This is a genomic window from Kitasatospora sp. NPDC057015, from assembly GCF_042673745.1.
Taxonomy (GTDB): domain Bacteria; phylum Actinomycetota; class Actinomycetes; order Streptomycetales; family Streptomycetaceae; genus Kitasatospora.
On the sequence record NZ_JBHUSG010000058.1, the window covers coordinates 13,536 to 31,052 of the forward strand.

At 71.3% G+C, this 17,517-nt stretch carries 14 protein-coding genes; 9 read left to right on the forward strand and 5 right to left on the reverse strand.

The features are described 5' to 3' along the window. The 5 genes from ACFTWP_RS35835 to ACFTWP_RS35855 all read right to left on the reverse strand — a co-directional run. On the reverse strand, positions 1 to 3,123 hold a 3,123-nt coding region (locus tag ACFTWP_RS35835; protein WP_380269238.1), incomplete at its 3' end, for an endo-alpha-N-acetylgalactosaminidase family protein. A gap of 1,023 nt (positions 3,124 to 4,146) precedes the next feature. Beyond that, on the reverse strand, positions 4,147 to 4,851 hold the full coding sequence (locus ACFTWP_RS35840) for a FadR/GntR family transcriptional regulator (RefSeq protein ID WP_380269239.1): 705 nt from the start codon (positions 4,849 to 4,851) through the stop codon (positions 4,147 to 4,149). A 320-nt stretch (positions 4,852 to 5,171) separates the two neighbouring features. Beyond that, complete coding sequence (locus ACFTWP_RS35845; protein ID WP_380269240.1) at positions 5,172 to 6,209, reverse strand: ABC transporter permease; 1,038 nt, start codon at positions 6,207 to 6,209, stop codon at positions 5,172 to 5,174. Further along, positions 6,193 to 7,743 carry a sugar ABC transporter ATP-binding protein gene (locus ACFTWP_RS35850; RefSeq protein ID WP_380269241.1) on the reverse strand — a complete coding sequence of 517 codons (1,551 nt, stop codon included), beginning with the start codon at positions 7,741 to 7,743 and terminating at the stop codon, positions 6,193 to 6,195. Before ACFTWP_RS35850 ends, ACFTWP_RS35845 begins: the two co-directional genes overlap by 17 nt. An 82-nt stretch (positions 7,744 to 7,825) precedes the next feature. Beyond that, the gene (locus ACFTWP_RS35855; RefSeq protein ID WP_380269242.1) at positions 7,826 to 8,875 is read right to left on the reverse strand and encodes a sugar ABC transporter substrate-binding protein; all 1,050 of its coding nucleotides are present in this window, start codon (positions 8,873 to 8,875) and stop codon (positions 7,826 to 7,828) included. 501 nt (positions 8,876 to 9,376) lie between these two features. On the opposite strand from ACFTWP_RS35855, the gene ACFTWP_RS35860 reads away from it, so the two are divergent. The 9 genes from ACFTWP_RS35860 to ACFTWP_RS35900 are packed head-to-tail and all read left to right on the forward strand — an operon-like array spanning position 9,377 to position 17,411. After that, a complete protein-coding gene (locus tag ACFTWP_RS35860; protein WP_380269243.1) occupies positions 9,377 to 10,228 on the forward strand; it encodes a fumarylacetoacetate hydrolase family protein in 852 nt (283 codons plus the stop codon). A gap of 53 nt (positions 10,229 to 10,281) precedes the next feature. Next, positions 10,282 to 11,628, forward strand: coding sequence for an L-fuconate dehydratase (locus ACFTWP_RS35865; RefSeq protein ID WP_380269244.1), 1,347 nt, complete (start codon positions 10,282 to 10,284; stop codon positions 11,626 to 11,628). Further along, positions 11,625 to 12,383 (forward strand): SDR family NAD(P)-dependent oxidoreductase, encoded by a 759-nt coding sequence (locus tag ACFTWP_RS35870; RefSeq protein ID WP_380269245.1) that lies wholly within the window; start codon positions 11,625 to 11,627, stop codon positions 12,381 to 12,383. Before ACFTWP_RS35865 ends, ACFTWP_RS35870 begins: the two co-directional genes overlap by 4 nt. Positions 12,384 to 12,394: 11 nt before the next feature. Beyond that, complete coding sequence (locus ACFTWP_RS35875) at positions 12,395 to 13,390, forward strand: aldo/keto reductase (RefSeq protein WP_380269247.1); 996 nt, start codon at positions 12,395 to 12,397, stop codon at positions 13,388 to 13,390. Further along, entirely contained in the window at positions 13,390 to 14,130 is a 741-nt protein-coding gene (locus tag ACFTWP_RS35880) for a (Fe-S)-binding protein (protein WP_380269248.1), read from the forward strand. The genes ACFTWP_RS35875 and ACFTWP_RS35880 overlap by 1 nt, the downstream gene beginning before the upstream one ends. Continuing rightward, on the forward strand, positions 14,127 to 15,599 hold the full coding sequence (locus ACFTWP_RS35885) for a lactate utilization protein B (RefSeq protein ID WP_380269249.1): 1,473 nt from the start codon (positions 14,127 to 14,129) through the stop codon (positions 15,597 to 15,599). The genes ACFTWP_RS35880 and ACFTWP_RS35885 overlap by 4 nt, the downstream gene beginning before the upstream one ends. Continuing rightward, on the forward strand, positions 15,596 to 16,240 hold the full coding sequence (locus tag ACFTWP_RS35890) for a lactate utilization protein C (protein ID WP_380269250.1): 645 nt from the start codon (positions 15,596 to 15,598) through the stop codon (positions 16,238 to 16,240). Before ACFTWP_RS35885 ends, ACFTWP_RS35890 begins: the two co-directional genes overlap by 4 nt. Continuing rightward, on the forward strand, positions 16,237 to 16,548 hold the full coding sequence (locus ACFTWP_RS35895; protein WP_380269251.1) for an L-rhamnose mutarotase: 312 nt from the start codon (positions 16,237 to 16,239) through the stop codon (positions 16,546 to 16,548). The genes ACFTWP_RS35890 and ACFTWP_RS35895 overlap by 4 nt, the downstream gene beginning before the upstream one ends. Next, complete coding sequence (locus ACFTWP_RS35900) at positions 16,545 to 17,411, forward strand: amidohydrolase family protein (RefSeq protein ID WP_380269252.1); 867 nt, start codon at positions 16,545 to 16,547, stop codon at positions 17,409 to 17,411. The genes ACFTWP_RS35895 and ACFTWP_RS35900 overlap by 4 nt, the downstream gene beginning before the upstream one ends. The last annotated feature ends 106 nt before the right edge of the window (positions 17,412 to 17,517 follow it).

Here is a 17,517-nt window from a genome sequence, read left to right on the forward strand (position 1 = left end):
GGCCGCGTTCCCGTCCAGCACGTTGGCGCCGGCACCGTTCTCACCCGTCACCTCCGCACTGTCCACGGACTTCACCGACATCGACGACTGCGCAAGGCGCACCGCGCCGCCACCACCGAGGTCGTCGACCGCCACGTCGTCGATGACGAGGTCGTGTCCGTCGCTCGTGGCACCCGTGAGGTTCTGGATACCGATCCACGAGTCGCCGTTGGCGCCGCCGACCAGGGTTGCGGTGAAGGTCGTCGAGGTGCGGGCCTGGGCGAGGTTCGTGCTGGTGGTCGTCGTCGCTCCGGTACCGGTGACGAACGCGTAGTCACCCGCGAACCCCTGCTCGTACTTCATGGTGACCGAGTACGTGTGGCCCGGCAGGAACCTGATCGTCTGCGGGAGCGACCGGTAGCGCAGCCCGCTTCCCTCCTCGTGCGCCTTGAGCGAGTTGTTGCCGTCGATCACGTCGTCGATGGTCTTGCCGCTCCAGCCGGCCTGCGTGTACGGGGCGTGCAACTGCGCGACGTGCGTGCGCGGGTCGCTGGCCGTGCCGTCCGCTCCACCGTAGACGAACGCCCCCCATCCTCCGGTCGTGTTCTCGAAGTCCTCATAGAAGTAGTGGCTGCCCTGAGGGGTCCGCGCCGTCTGGAGGATGCGCACGTCACCGAAGGAGACCGCGGCGGTTCCGGCGGCGGCCTTCAGGGTGAGCGTCGCCGTGGTCTGTCCGACCGGCACGTCGAAGAGCACCTCCATGCGCTGCTTCGGCGTCCCGTGCCACTTGTCCGCTCCGATCCCGTTCGTCAGGGGAGAGGAGGTGACGTAGTTGCTGACCGCCGTGCCTGTCGCCGGCGTCACCGATATGGTCGCGGATCGGCCGCCGGCGGTCTGGACGTAGACGCTCGCCGAGTAGCTCTGTCCGCCGGTCAGGCCGGTCAGGGTCTGCGAGACGTCGGTCGCACCCGAGCCGATGTCCAGGGTGTGACGGCCGAGGGTGTCGACCGTGGTGGTGCCGTTGCCCGAGACGGTCCAGGCATTGAGGTTCCCGGTCATGAAGCTCGGGTCCTTCAGGTGCTGGCCCTCACCGAAGTTCGAGGCGGCGGATGTCGTCGGCGCGGTGGGGTAGACGACGTAGGCCGTGTTGGCCGCGGCGTTGATCGAGACCTGCCCCGCGGAGACCGCGAGGTCGGAGACGAAGGACCGGCCCTGCTCGGTCAGCTTGTAGAGCTTGACGCTGGTGCTGGCGGACCAGGAGGACGGGAGCGACCAGGTCGTGGTGCCACCGGCGGCGTTCCAGTGGTAGAGCTTGGTCTCGGCCGTCTGGCTCCACGGCAGCAGGTACGAGCCGCCCGACAGGATGGCGTGACCGTCCTTGGTGATGGTGCGGGTCGAGCCGGTGTCCAGCTTGACGCTCACGCCGCCGTCGAAGTCGATCTGCTTGGCGGCCCACTTCTTGATGGTGAAACCCTGCAGGTACTTGGTCGGCAGGTCCTTGCTGAACGTGGTCTTCAGGAAGGCGTTGTAGTCACTCGAATGCTGCCAGCCCTCGTACGCGGTGAGCTCACCGCCGCCGAGCATCGGATCACCGGAGATCCAGTCGTCCCGCTGCTGGTTGCGGATGAAGCGAACGACCTGGGAGTTGACGCCCTTGAGGTTGGATCCGCCGTAGTTGATGTCGTTGGACCAGTGCGACCACAGGGAGGCGTCCTCGAAGGGGGCGGGGAACTCGGTGGCCAGCTGGAAGCCGAGACCGTTGATCTCGCGGGCCAGCTTCGCGGACTGCCAACCGTCGCCGTACCAGACGTCGACGTAGACGAACTTCAGGTTGGGTGCGGCGTCCTTCAGCTGCTGGAGCCGGGCCAGGCGGGTCCCGCCGTTCCCGTCGAGCCGGGAATTGATGACGTAGGACTGGTCGAGCCAGTCCCAGCCGGTTCCCCCGGTGAGGAGGGCGGGGTCGAAGGACTTGGCGACCGGGTACGCCTCGGTGGCGTTGACGTGGACGCCGAAGTCCGCGTTGTAGGCCGCCCCGGCGTCGGTCAACATGTTGAGGTCCGCCGCGCCGCCCTGCCGGGCGCCGACCTGGCCGTAGTCCGGGTGCGCGGAGTCGTGGCCCTCGGAGGCGTAGCCCTTGAGGAGGACGAACTGGCCCAGGCCGTCGGTGGAGTTGTAGACCCGCTTGGTCTCGTCGAGCGTACGCAGGAACGGTTGCGTCGCCTGCGAGGCGAAGTTCATCGGGACGCGCTGCACGACCCGGTCCGCGGTGTCCTGCCAGCCCTGGGGACTGGTCATGATGTCGCGGAACGCGATCGCGCCGTCCTGCCAGTCCACCGTGCCGTCGGTGTTGCGGTCCCCGGCGATCACGATCTTCGCGTCCGGCAGCGGTTCGGTGGTCGAGGAGCCGGCGGCCCGGTACAGCCAGTCGCCGCTCCACAGACCGGATCGCACGTATCCGGTCCTGCTCACCGTCTGCTCGTAGATCCTGCTGCCGTCCTGGGCCGTGGCACCGGACGGGGCGTCGTAGGTGGAGTTGGTGCTGATCGACGCGGCGAGCTGCCCGGTGTTGACGATCGCGTACATCGCCCCGCGGGGATTGGTCTCGGCAGCCGTGGTGCTGGAGATCGACGTGTGGGTGTCACCGGTGCCGGTCGTGTTGGTGTTCATCAGCGTCGTGGTGAGCGCCGCGCCGGTCTGCGAGCTTCGCACCGAGACCAGGTTGTGCTGCGGGATCGCCAAGGAGTTGATCTTGTTGGTGGCGTCGACGATCCGCGTCACCTTGAAGTCGACGGCCGCACCGGCGACCGAGATGGTGATGTCGACCTCGTCGCCGTTGAACGTCAGCACGTAGTCGATGTGGTCGGACGCCACCGTGCTGGTCACGGTCGGCGTGTAGGTGGTGCCGTTGGCCTTGATCTGCGTGAGCACGTCCTCGTTGCCGTTCAGGACGTTCCCACTGGCGGAGTCGGTGTAGGAGATGATCCGCGGGAACGCCTTGTCGACCGAGACCGACAGTGCGGCGGAGGCGATCGTCGTGGAGGCGTCGGCCGCCGCCGAGGCGCTCGGGAGAAGACTGGGGAACGCGGCCAGCGGCGCTATCAGGGCCATGCCAACCGCGAGGGTGAGTTCTCTGACTCTGTTCATGCCTGCTCCAGGTGAGGTGTCGAGGAGAGTACGAGGAGCGGCGAGCTCACCGCCGGACCGAGTCGTCGTGGTGGTGACGCCGGCGCGAAGGCCATGCGCCGACGGTGGACCGCGCGACCCTTCCCGCCGGCCGGTACCGCCCGCGCCGGAGACACCGGCCGAACGGATGACCATGAGCGCACCCGGGAAACCCCCATGACGCGGGGGCAGCTCCCTAATAGTCATATAGTATGGTGCAAACCCTGGGAAGTCACGGCCCTGGCATCCACGCGGGCGGGAGCAGCAGTTCGACCGGGCGACAGACAGGGCCGGGGCAACCGACCGTCATCACCTGTGCGTCATGGGCCCGGACCCTGTGGCCCCTCCCCGGCGGCCGGTCGTCGGAGCGATCGTCACGGGAGGAACCGCCGCCGTCCGGTCTGATGCTGCGGACACCGGGTGACACCGACGGGAAGAGGGCCCACGCCGCTGAGGACATGCTGCCGGAAGCCGGGGGCGTCGACCGATGAGGCGTTCGGTCGTCCAGCCTCGATCGCCGACCCGAATCCGCCTGCCGAGGAGGGCAAGGAGGGCGGGGAGTCGTACCGCGGGGCCGACTCCCTCCGATTCGGCGGGGCTACAGCCCGGTGCACCGATGAGAGGACCGCAGGGATCCGCGCGCAGCTGTACGACTCGGTCGGGCGCGGGGCCGGCGACCGTGGGGACCGCTCCGGCGGACGGAAGGACCCACCCACCGCGGACACCGATCGCGGTGGACCCCGGTTGCGGCCGAGCCTACTCAGTAGCTGCTCCGGGCCCTGCGCCGCGCCGAGCAGCGGTCCCCCTGGCAGGTGCACGAGGCCACCACCAGGTCGGCCACGGTCAGGATCACGGCTGCAGGGGCGAGACCGGCTTCAGCCCGACGCCGCGCACCGTGTGCAGGCAACCGGGCAGCGCGGCACTCACTCCGAACTTGCGGCGCAGGCGCCGCCCCGCCGCCCCGCCGCTCGACGGCTGCGGGGCGGACAGGCGTGCTGCGGGTCGCTACGGCATCGGCGGCAGGACGGACTCGGCGGAGCCCAGGGTGCCGCGCAGCCAGTCCTCGACCCCGGCGACATGGACGGCTGCCCAGGCAGCGGCCAGGTCCGGACGGCGGCCGGCGATCGCGTCGAGGATGGCCCGGTGCTGCTCCCGGGTGCGACCCACCGCACCCTCCTCCGTGACACCCCGCCAGATCCGCGCCCGGGTGGTCGGGCCGGAGAGTCCCTCGATCAGCGAGCAGAGCACGGTGTTCCCCGCACCGGCGGCGATCCGCTGGTGGAACTCCAGATCGTTGGCGATCAGCTCGTCCAGGCCGGGTTCGTCGGGGAGGCGGTCGAGGACCTCGCGCAGGGCGTCGATCTGGGCGTCCGACATCCGCTGGGCGGCCATCGCGGTGGCGGCCGGCTCCAGGATGCGCCGCACCTCCAGGAAGTCCAGCACCGTGTCGTCCTGGTGGAACTCGACCACGAAGCCCAGCGCGTCCAGGAGCAGCGTCGGTTCCAGACTGGTCACGTACGTGCCGTCACCCTGGCGGACGTCGAGCACCCGGATGAGCGAGAGGGCCTTCACCGCCTCGCGTAGGGAACTGCGTGAGAGGCCGAGCCTCTCGGCGAGGTCGGCCTCCTTGGGAAGTCGCTCCCCCGGGCGCAGCTCGCCGCTGACGATCATCGCCTTGATCTTGTCGATCGCCTCATCGGTCACCGGCATGTAGGCCTCATCCCCGTTGTCCAGACACCTGATGTTTTGAGCACGGCCCGGCCTCCGACTCCTGAGCTGCGGATAGGATGCTACTCCTCGTCATCCCACCCTTCGATTCAGGTGGGGCTTCGGCCTCGACACTCCGAGGCCTGGCGGTCCGGGAGCGGGGCGCCGGCGGCGTCGACCCCGAGCTAGTCACGGCGAGAGAAAGAGATCAGATCTCTGGCCCGACTCGGCCGCAGGCCGTCCCGTCGTCGTCGGCGGCGGCAGCCGCGTTCGGTTCGGTGCGACCGGTGCGGGGCACAGGGAACGTCCGCAGGTGGCCGCCGCTACTCCTGCTTCTCGCCGGAGGCGAATCGGGAGACGATCAGCGCGAGGATGATGATGGCGCCGTTCAGGAACTGGTTCCAGAGCGGCGGGACGCCCGCCAGCGTCATCACGTTGACCACCAGTTGGAGTGTCAGGACGCCGGTGAGGGCGCCGAACAGCGTGCCCCGGCCGCCGTTGAGGCTGACGCCGCCGATCACGGTCGCGGCGAAGACCTGGAAGATCCAGCCGCTGCCCTGGTCCGCGGACACCGAGCCGTAGTGCCCGGTGAACAGGATGCCGGCGAAGGCCGCCAGCACGCCGCCGGTGATCAGGACGGCCCAGGTGATGCGGTCGACCCGGATGCCGGCTGCCCGGGCGGCCTCCGCGTTGCCCCCGATCGCGTACAGCGCGCGCCCGTGCCGCAGCCAGGCGAGTGCGGCGCCGCCGGCCAGGAACAGCAGGGCGCAGATCCAGACCGCGGCCGGGGCGCCGAGCCAGGAGGCGCCGCCCAGGTAGGTGAAGGAGGGTGGGAGGTTCACGATGGACTGGCCCTGGGAGATCGCGATCTGCAGGCCCCGCAGCAGGGTGAGTCCGCCGAGGGTGACGATGAAGCCGTTGAGGCGCAGCTTGAGGATCAGGAACCCGTTGGCGGCGCCGATGAGGGCTCCGACCAGCAGGCAGAGCGGGATGGCGGCCCAGCCGGGGAAGAGGCCGAGGCCGTTGAACCGGTCACCGTGGTCCGGGAGCACCAGCCACACCGCGATCACCGGGGCGACGCCGATGGTGGACTCCAGCGAGAGATCCATCCGTCCGGCGATCAGGATGAGCGCCTCGGCCAGCACCAGCAGGCTCAGTTCGGTGGCCTGCTGCCCCACGCCGAGCAGGTTGTCCGAGGTCAGGAAGGCCGGCGAGACGATGAAGCCGATGACGCCGAGGACCAGGAGCACGGGCAGCAGGGACAGGTCCCGGTAGCGGGCCAGGTCGAGGCGGGGCCTGGGGGGTCCGGCGGCGGGCGGGGCCGTGGCGGAGTGGGCGTTGAGTTCAGTCACGGGGGACATGGCTTTCCTTCGTGTCAGTGCCGGCCATGCCCTCCATGGCGGCGACCAGCTGTTCGTCACTCCAGCCGCGGGGGAACTCCGCGACGATCCGGCCGTGGAACATGGCCACCACCCGGTCGCAGATCCGCAGGTCGTCGAGTTCGTCGGAGACGATCAGGGCGCTCTTGCCGTCGTCGGCGACCTGGCGGACGGTGCCGAGCAGGGCTTCCTTGGACTTGATGTCGACGCCGTTGGTCGGCCGGATGGCCACCAGGACGTGCGGGCGGGTGGCCAGGGCGCGGGCGATGACGACCTTCTGCTGGTTCCCGCCGGACAGGGCGTCCACCGGTACGCCGGGTCCGGGGGTCTTGATGTCCAGGTCGGCGATCATGCGCTCGGCGAAGGCCCTGGTCCGGGAGGGGAGGACGGTGCCGAACGGGCCGAGCTGGTCGGTGACGGTGAGGGTGGCGTTCTCGGCGACACTGCGCTGTGGGACCAGGCCCTGGACGTGGCGGTCCTCCGGCACCAGACCGACCCCGGCGGCGAGCGCCGCGGGGACCCTGCCGGTGCGGACCGGCTGCCCGGCGACGGTGATCCGGCCCGCCGTCGGGCGGTGCAGGCCGGCGATGCTCTCCCCGACCTGCACGTTGCCGCTGGCGGTGGCGCCGGCCAGGCCGAGGACCTCGCCGGCCCGGGCCCGCAGGCTGAGGTCGTCGAACGCTCCGGGCAGGGTGAGGTGGTCGAGTTCGAGCAGGTACGGGGCGTCGGGTGCCGGGCCGGCGGACGGGTGGGCGTCGGTGGCGGCGGCCTGGCGCTCCCCGGTCATCGCCTCGACCAGGGTGTGGTGGCCGAGGCCCGCGACCGGCGTGGTGGTGATGTGCCGGGCGTCGCGGTAGACGGTGACGGTGGCGCAGAGGTCGTAGACCTCCTGGAGGTGGTGCGAGATGAACAGGAAGGCGACGCCCTGGCTCTGGAGGCCGCGCAGCTTGGCGAACAGCCTCTCGATGCCGCGGGCGTCGAGTTTGGCGGTCGGCTCGTCCAGGATGATGAACCGGGCGCCGAACGACAGTGCTCGGGCGATCTCGACGAACTGCCGCTGTTCGACGGTGAGTTGATCGGCACGGGCGGCGGGGTCGACGTCCACGCCGTACTCGGCGAGCAGGTCCGACGCGCGGGTGCGCAGGCGCCGCCAGCTGATCGGGCGCAACGCGCCGTCACTCTGCCGGTCCAGGAACAGGTTCTCGGCGACGGTGAGGCTGCCGATGACGGTGGAGCGCTGGTAGACGCAGGCGACCCGGGAGCGCCAGGCGGCGGTGTCGCCGGGGGCGGGGGCCGCCTCACCGTTGAAGTGCAGGGTTCCGGTGTCGGCGCGCTGCAGTCCGGTGAGGATGGAGACGAGGGTGGACTTGCCCGCGCCGTTGCGGCCCACGAGGGCGTGCGACTCGCCGGGGGTGACCGTCAGGTGGGCGTCGCTGAGCGCCACCGTAGCGCCGAACCGCTTGCTGATGCCGCGGGCCTCGACGAGCGGGACTGCCGGGCGGCTGGTATCCGCCATGGGGGTTCTCCTTTCCGCTGGGTGGTCGGCTGGGAGGTCCGCGACGGCGGGCCCGGGAGCACGGGCCCGCCGGCCGCCGGGGTCACTTGCCGATGTTGTTGCCCCACAGGCTCTTGTCGTCGACGTTGTCCTTGGTCACCAGGGGGGCCGGGAGCTGGTCCTCCAGGCCGTTGGGCAACTCGATGACGGTGGAGTCGTGGTCGGTGGGCCCGGCCTTGAAGGTCTTGCCCTCGGCGGCGGCGTTCGCGTAGTAGAGGGCGTACTTGGCGTAGAGGTCGGCGGGCTGGGAGACGGTGGCGTCGATCTGGCCCTTGCGGATGGCGTCGAACTCCTGCGGGATGCCGTCGTTGGAGATGATGGCGATGTGTCCGGGCTCGCCGACCGGCTTGAGCAGGCCCTTCTGCTGCAACAGGGCGAGGGTCGGCTGCAGGAAGACGCCTCCGGCCTGCATGTAGATGCCGCCGAGGTCGGAGTTGGCGGCGAGGGTGGACTGGAGCTTGGCGGAGGCGACGTCGCCCTTCCAGTCGGTGGCCAGCTCGATCACCTGGATGCCGGGGAACTTCTCCTTCATACAGGTGGCGAAGGCCTCGGAGCGGTCACGGCCGTTGATGGAGTCCAGGGCGCCCTGGAACTCGGCGACCTTGCCCTTGCCTCCGAGCGCCTTGCCGAGGAACTCGCAGGCCTTGGTGCCGTACGCCTTGTTGTCGGCCCGTACCACCATGAAGACCTGCCCCTTGTCGGGGCGGGTGTCGACGCTGACGACGGGAATCTTCTTCGCGGCCAGCGCATCCAGGGTGGAGGCCACGGCGCCGGTGTCCTGGGGCGCCATCACCACGGCCTTGGCACCGGTGTTCTGGAAGACCTGGACGTTGGCGACCAGCTTGGTCACGTCGTTCTGCGAGTTGCTGACCGGCAGGGCGTTGAGGCCGTCTGCGGCGACGCCCTTCGTCACGTACTGGGCGTAGGAGTTCCAGAAGTCGGAGTCGGCGCGAGGCAGGTCGATGCCGATGGCCGGCTTGCCGCCGGTGGCGGCGGTACCGGTGTCGCTGCCTCGGTTGCAGGCGGTACCGAGTCCGGCCAGCAGGAGCGCCGCGGCTGCGGCGGCCGCGGTACGGGAGGTGCGTCTGTTCATGGTGCGGGTCTCCTTGGCTGTACATCCGGCGCCGTTGCGGTGACGCCGGGGAGGGTGGGGAAGCCGGATGCCCGGGCTGTGGGCGGGAGAACTGGGGGCGCTCGGCGGCACGGCGTCCGGCGGAACCGGCGCGGGTGGCGGTGTCGGGACGGGCCCGGCCCGGCGCCGGCGGAGGCGAAGCCCCGAACGCCTCGGAAGCCGCCCTGGATCCGGAGGGATTCATCAGATGGCTTCCGATGGCGAGGACTCTACGAGTAGGTCGACAACGTGACAAGGGAAGAGCTCCGACGAATCCCAACCGTAACCTCGTCATGCTGGAGGGTTCCCGCCAACACCTCAGATGCCCAGTCGATGTCCCGGACAGGGCAGGGAAGTTCCGGCCGGTGGCCGTCGGGTCGATCCTTGCGTTTGCCGATCTCCGCTCGTATCGTCGGCGCACAACAGATTCATCGGATGTCTTGCCGAGTAGGGCACCGTCCGACGACAGATGGAGGTCCCGCCGTGCAGTTTCTCCGTTTCGGCCCCGCCGGAGACGAGACACCTGCCGTTCGAGCCGCCGACGGCCGCGTTTTCGCCCTCCGCGGTCTGACCTCGGACATCGACGGCGCGTTCCTGGCCGGCGACGGCACCGCACTGGTCCGCCGCGCACTGGCCGAGGGCGCGCTGCCCGAGATCGACGTGACCGGCCTGCGGGTGGGGGCTCCGATCGCCCGGCCCGGGAAGATCGTCTGCATCGGTCTCAACTATCGCGACCACGCCGAGGAGACCGGTGCGGCGATCCCCGCCCGCCCGGTGGTCTTCATGAAGGACCCGGCCACCGTGGTCGGGCCCTACGACCAGGTGCTCATCCCGCGGAACTCCGCCCGCACGGACTGGGAGGTGGAACTCGCGGTGGTGATCGGCCGCCGTGCCCGCTACCTCGCCGACGAGACGGAGGCCGCCGGGGTGATCGCCGGATACGCCATCAGCAACGACGTGTCCGAGCGGGAGTTCCAGCTCGACTTCTCCTCCCAGTGGGACCTCGGCAAGTCCTGCGAGACCTTCAACCCGCTCGGTCCCTGGCTGGTGACCGCCGACGAGGTCCCCGACCCGCAGGCCCTCGGCATGCGGCTGTCCGTCAACGGAGAGCTCCACCAGAACGGCAGCACCAAGAACATGATCTTCGGTGTGCCGTACCTGGTCTGGTACCTGAGTCAGTACCTGGTCCTCAACCCCGGTGACGTGATCAACACCGGCACCCCCGCCGGCGTCGCCCTCGGCCTGCCCGGCACCCCCTACCTGCGTCCCGGTGACACCGTCGAGCTCACCATCGACGGCCTCGGCCGGCAGCAGCAGACCTTCGCCCAGGCCTGACCCCCGCTCCCCTGGCCCGACCCCGTCCCGCCAGTCCCCAGAGAGGACCGACCGTGCCCCGGCCGACACCGCGGATCACTGCCATCGACACCTACGACATCCGCTTCCCCACCTCGCGCGAACTCGACGGCTCGGACGCGATGAATCCCGACCCCGACTACTCCGCCGCGTACCTCGTCCTGCGCACCGACGCCGGGGACGGGCTGGAGGGCCACGGCTTCACCTTCACCATCGGCCGCGGCAACGACGTCCAGGTCGCCGCGATCGAAGCGCTGCGCCACCACGTGGTCGGCCGACCGGTCGCCGCACTGTGCGCCGACCCCGGCTCGCTCAACCGCGACCTGATCGGCGACAGCCAGCTGCGCTGGCTCGGCCCCGAGAAGGGGGTGATGCACATGGCCATCGGCGCCGTCGTCAACGCCGTCTGGGACCTCGCCGCCAAGCGCGAGGGCAAACCCCTGTGGCAGCTGCTCGCCGACGCCGAGCCCGAATGGCTCGTCTCCCAGGTCGACTTCCGCTACATCGCCGACGCCCTCACGCCCGAACAGGCGCTGGAACTGCTGCGCGCCGCCCGACCCGGTCGCGCCGAACGGGAGGCCGAGCTGCGCCGGCGCGGCTACCCCGGCTACACCACCTCCCCCGGCTGGCTCGGCTACAGCGACGAGAAGCTCACCCGCCTCGCCCGCCAGGCCGTCGCCGACGGCTTCACCCAGATCAAGCTGAAGGTCGGCGCCGACCTCGACGACGACATCCGCCGCTGCCGGGCCGCCCGCGCCGCCGTCGGACCGGACATCCGGATGGCCGTCGACGCCAACCAGCGGTGGAACGTCGGCGAGGCGATCGAGTGGACGAAGGCGCTGGCCGAGTTCGACCCGTACTGGATCGAGGAGCCCACCAGCCCCGACGACATCCTCGGCCACGCCACGATCCGGGCCGCCGTCGCCCCGGTCAAGGTCGCCACCGGCGAACACGTCCAGAACCGCATCGTCTTCAAGCAGCTGCTCCAGGCCGGCGCGATCGACATCCTCCAGCTGGACTCCGCCCGGGTCGGCGGCGTCAACGAGAACCTCGCCATCCTGCTGCTCGCCAGGCACTTCGGCGTTCCGGTCTGCCCGCACGCCGGCGGCGTCGGCCTGTGCGAGCTCGTCCAGCACCTCTCGATGTTCGACTACGTCGCGCTCTCCGGCACCACCGAGGACCGGGTCATCGAGTACGTCGACCACCTCCACCAGCACTTCGTGAACCCCGTCACGATCAGGGACGGCCACTACACCGCCCCCACCGAGCCCGGCTTCTCGGCGACGATGTACCCGGCGTCCATCGACACCTACCGCTACCCCGACGGCTCCTTCTGGAGCGCCGACCTCCTCGCCCACGCCCTCCCGGAGGCCATCGCATGAACAACGAACTGGACGGCCTGCGCGCCCTCGTCACCGGCGGCGCCTCCGGCATCGGCCTGGCCACCGCCCTGCTGCTCGCCGAGCGCGGCGCCCGGGTCGCGGTGCTGGACCTCGCGCCCGGTGCGCTTCCCGCGCCGCTGACCGGCTACATCGCCGACCTCGTGGACGACGCCTCGGTGCGTGCCGCGGTGGCCGATGCCACCGACCGGTTCGGCGGCCTCGACATCCTCGTGAACAATGCCGGGATCGGCGCCGTGGGCACCGTGGAGGACAACCCCGACCAGCAGTGGCAGCACGTACTGGACGTCAACGTGGTGGGCCTGGCCCGCGTCACCCGCGCCGCCCTGCCCCACCTGCGCGCCTCCGCGCACGCCTCGGTCGTCCAGGTCTGCTCCATCGCCGCGACCGCCGGCCTGCCCCAGCGCGCGCTCTACTCCGCCAGCAAGGGCGCCGTCCTCTCGCTGACCCTGGCCATGGCCGCCGACCACGTCCGCGAGGGCATCCGGTTCAACTGCGTGGTGCCCGGCACCGTCGACACCCCGTGGGTGGGCCGACTGCTCGACGCCGCCGACGACCCGCAGGCCGAGCGCGCCGCGCTGAACGCCCGCCAGCCCACCGGACGGCTGGTCACCCCTCAGGAGGTCGCCGCCGCCATCGCCTACCTCGCGAGCCCGGACGCGGCCTCGGTCACCGGCACCGCCCTGGCGGTCGACGGCGGCATGGCCGGCCTGCGCCTGCGCCCGGCCGCGCAGTGAGGGGCGCAGGCGTGCGACAGGTCCGACTCGGCCGCAGCACCAACCGCAGCACGCGGCTCGCCTTCGGCGGCGCCGCACTCGGCAACCTCTTCACCCCGGTGCCGGAGACCGTCGCGACGGCCGCCCTGGACGCCGCCTGGGCCGCCGGCATCCGCTCCTTCGACACCGCCCCGCACTACGGCCTCGGCCTGTCCGAGCGCCGGATCGGCCGCTACCTGCGCGAGCGGCCCCGGGACGCGTACCACCTCTCCACGAAGGTCGGCCGCCTGCTCGAACCGGTGCCCTGCGGCCCCACGGGCGACGACCTCGACAACGGCTTCGCGGTCGCGGCCACGCACACCCGCCACTGGGACTTCAGCGCCGACGGCGTACGCCGCAGCCTGGAGGAGAGCCTGGCCAGGCTCGGGCTCGACCGCATCGACACCGTGTACCTGCACGACCCCGACGACCACGCCCGCCAGGCCCTGGAGGAGGCCTATCCCGCACTGGAGCGGCTGCGCGCCGAAGGCGTCGTCGGTGCGATCGGCATCGGCATGAACCAGAGCGCCCTACCGGCCCGCTTCGTGCGCGACACCGACATCGACGCCGTCCTGCTCGCCGGGCGCTACACCCTGCTCGACCAGTCCGCGCTGCAGGACCTGCTGCCCGCGGCGGCCGAGCACGGCGTCTCGGTGGTGGTGGGCGGGGTCTTCAACTCCGGTCTGCTCGCAGCCCCTCGCCCCGGGGCCACCTTCGACTACACCAGCGCCCCGGAGCACCTGGTCGCCCGCGCGCTGCGGATGGAGGAGGTCTGCACCTGGCACGGCGTACCGCTGCGCGCCGCGGCCGTACGATTCGCCCTCGCGCACCCGGCGGTGGCGGGCGTCCTGGTCGGCGCCCGCAACGCCGAGGAGATCACCGACGCCGCGCAGCAGTACGCGAGGCCGATCCCGGCGGCGCTCTGGGCCGACCTGCGGTCCGCCGGACTGCTCGGGGCCGGGATCCCCACACCGGAGGATGACCACTGATGCGGATCGCACTGTTCGTCACCTGCTTCAACGACACCCTCCACCCCGCCACCGGCCGCGCCGTGGTGCGCGTGCTGGAGCGACTCGGCCACACCGTCGACTTCCCGCAGGAGCAGACCTGCTGCGGCCAGATGCACTTCAACACCGGCTACCGCACCGACGCGATGCCGCTGGTGCGCCGCTTCGCCGACACCTTCGCCGAGTACGACGCCGTGGTGACCCCCTCTGCCTCCTGCGCCGGCATGGTCCGCGACAACCACCCCGCTCTCGCCGCCCGGTACGCGCCTCCCGCCCTCCAGCAGCAGGTGGCCGAACTGGTCCCCCGGGTGTACGAGTTCACCGAGTTCCTGACCGACGTCCTGGACGTCACCGACGTCGGCGCCGTCTTCCCGCACCGGGTCGCCTACCACCCCACCTGCCACTCCCTGCGCGCGCTGCGGCTGGGCGACCGCCCCTACCGGCTACTGAGCGCCGTCCGGGGTCTCGACCTCCTCCCCCTGCGCGACCCCGAGGAGTGCTGCGGGTTCGGGGGCACCTTCGCGATGAAGAACTCCGACACCTCCGCCGCGATGCTCGCCGACAAGACCGCCGACGTCATCACCACCGTCCCCGACGTGCTGTGCGCCGCCGACAACTCCTGTCTTCTGCACATCGGTGGCGGCCTGTCCCGCCAGGGCTCGAAGGTCCGCACCCTGCACCTCGCCGAGATCCTCGCCGCCACCGAAGGGGACCCGCGATGACGGACAAGCACGGCCTGGTCTGGCTCGGCGCCCCCGCCTTCCCCCAGGCCGCCCGCACCGCCCTCGACGACAGCCGGCTGCGCGGGAACCTCAAACGCGCCACCACGACCATCCGTGACAAGCGCCTGGCCGCCGTGGCGGAACTCGACGACTGGGAACAACTGCGGGACGCCGGCGCCGCACTCAAGGCCCGCACCCTGCGCCACCTCGACCACCATCTGGAGCGCCTGGAGGCCGCCGTCACCGCCGCCGGCGGCACCGTGCACTGGGCCGCCGACGCCGCCGACGCCAACGACATCGTCACCCACCTCGTCCGTGCCACCGGCGAGAGCGAGGTGGTGAAGGTCAAGTCGATGGCCACCCAGGAGATCGGCCTCAACGAAGCCCTGGCCGACGCCGGCATCACCGCCTACGAGACCGACCTCGCCGAACTCATCGTCCAGCTCGGCGCGGACCGGCCCTCGCACATCCTGGTCCCCGCGATCCACCGCAACCGCACCGAGATCCGTGACATCTTCACCCGTGAGATGGGGCGGTGGGGCCGTCCGGCCCCCGACGGCCTGAGCAACGACCCGGGCGCCCTCGCCGACGCCGCCCGGCTCCACCTCCGCGAGAAGTTCCTCACCGCCAAGGTCGCCGTCTCCGGAGCCAACTTCGCCTGCGCCGACACCGGCACCGTCGTCGTCGTCGAGTCCGAGGGCAACGGCCGCATGTGCCTCACCCTCCCCGAAACCCTCATCACCGTCATGGGCATCGAGAAGGTCGTCCCCTCCTTCGCCGACCTGGAGGTCTTCCTCCAACTCCTGCCGCGCTCGTCCACCGGCGAACGGATGAACCCCTACACCTCCCTGTGGACCGGGGTCACGCCCGGCGACGGCCCCCGCGACTTCCACCTCGTCCTGCTCGACAACGGCCGCACCGCCACCCTGCGCGACACCGTCGGCCGCCAGGCGCTCGCCTGCATCCGCTGCTCCGCCTGCCTCAACGTGTGCCCGGTCTACCAGCGCACCGGGGGCCACGCCTACGGCTCCGTCTACCCCGGCCCGATCGGCGCCGTGCTCACCCCCCAGCTCGTGGGCGTCGGCAGCGACACCAACGGTGCGGCGGCCTCCCTGCCGTTCGCCTCCACCCTCTGCGGCGCCTGCTACGACGCCTGCCCCGTCAAGATCAACATCCCCGAAGTCCTCACCCACCTGCGCGCCGAGGTCGTCGAGGCCAAGGCCCGCAGCCGGGTCCTCCCCACCCCCGAAGCCCTCGCCATGAAGGCCGCGGCGACCGTCCTGCTCTCCCCCGCCCGACTTCGCGCCACCCAGAAGGCCGTCGCGCTCGGCGGGCGCGCCCTCGCCCGCAACGGCCGGATCGGCCGCCTCCCCGGACCCCTGCGCCGCTGGACCGACGCCCGCGACACCCCCCAACCACCCGCCGAGACCTTCCGCACCTGGTGGCGCGAGAACCGGGAGCAACCGTGAACACCCGAGACACCGTCCTGGCCCGGATCCGCGCCGCGCTCGCCGACGTCCCCGTCGAGGAGGAACCCGACGCCACGCCCGTGCCACGCGGCTACCGTCGCAGCCACGCCACCGGCGACCTGACCGCCCTCTTCGCCGAACGGGTCGGGGACTACCGCGCCACCGTGCTCCGTTGTGCACCGGACGCCCTCCCCGAGACGATCCGCGCGGCCCTCGCCGCACGCGGCGCCACCGACGTCGCCGTACCCGACGGCTTTCCGCCCTCCTGGCTGCCCGACCGGACCTGGCGCTCCGACCGGCCCCCACTCACCGTCGCAGAGCTCGACACCCTCGACGCCGCCCTCACCACCGTCGCCGTAGCGATCGCCGTCACCGGAACCATCGTCCTGGACGGCGGCCCCGGCCAAGGGCGCCGCGCCCTCACCCTCGTCCCGGACCACCACCTCTGCGTCGTCCGCGCCTCGCAGATCGCCGCCGACGTCCCCGACGGCCTCGCCGCGCTCGACCCGACCCGTCCGCTCACCTTCGTCTCGGGCCCCTCCGCCACCAGCGACATCGAACTCGACCGTGTCGAAGGCGTCCACGGACCCCGAACCCTCGACGTCGTCATCGTCGACGACCTCACCCGGGAGTTGCCATGAGAATCGCCCTTCACACCCGCGTCCGCCCCGATCGGGTCGCCACGTACGAGCAGGCGCACCGCGACGTGCCCCCTGAGCTGACTGACGCCATCCGTGCGGCCGGGGCCACCGCCTGGACCATCTTCCGCAGTGGCACCGACCTCTTCCACCTCCTCGAATGCGAGGAGTACTCCACCCTGATCGGGCGGTTGGAGAAGCTGCCGGTCAACATCGCCTGGCAGGCCCGGATGGCCGAACTCCTCGAAGTCACCCACGACTACTCCGCGGACGGCGCGGCGGCCGGCCTCCCGGTGGTGTGGGAGCTGTGACCGTCCCCGGGATCATCGACGCGCACCACCACGTCTGGGACCTCGCGGTGCGCGACCAGGACTGGATCACCGGCGAGGCCCTGGCCCCGATCCGCCGGTCCTTCGCACTGGCGGAACTGCGCCCGCTGGCCCGCGCAGCCGGCGTGACCGCCACCGTGCTCGTACAGACCGTCTCCGAGGCCGCGGAGACCCCCGAACTGCTGGCCCTTGCGGCGGACGATCCGCTGGTGGCCGCCGTGGTCGGCTGGACGGACCTGACGGCGGCCGACGTCGCCGAGACCCTCGCCGGGCTCCGCGAACTCCCCGGCGGCCACAAGCTGGCGGGTATCCGCCATCAGGTCCAGTCCGAACCCGACCCGGACTGGCTGCTGCGCCCGGACGTCCTGCGCGGCCTGACCGCGGTCGCGCAGGCCGGCCTCTCCTACGACCTGCTCGTCCTCCCCCACCAACTGCCCGCCGCGACCGCCGCCGCACAGCGCCTTCCGGGCCTCACCCTCGTCCTCGACCACCTCGCCAAACCCCCCGTCAGATCCGGCGGGTCGGAGCCGTGGGCGGCCTCGGTCCGGGCCCTCGCAGCGATCCCGGGCACCTACTGCAAGCTGTCCGGCCTGGTCACCGAGGCCGACTGGCAGCGGTGGACCACAGCCGATCTGCGCCCGTACGCCGACACCGTGCTGGAGGCGTTCGGGCCCGAACGCCTCATGTTCGGCTCGGACTGGCCGGTGTGCACCCTGGCCGCGTCCTACGACACCGTGGTGGCAACGGCCCGCTCCCTCACCGCCGGCCTGAGCGCGGCCGAGCGCCACGCGGTGTTCACCGCTACCGCCGCCGTGGCATACGACCTTGCAGCGCACGGGAATTGAGCCTTGCGGTCGGGTCAGGACCCCCGGCCGGGCCCACGAAGAGCGGCTGGAACGCCGGACATACCGGTGTTCCGGCCGCTCTTGCGCTCTGCCGGGGGTCCTGACC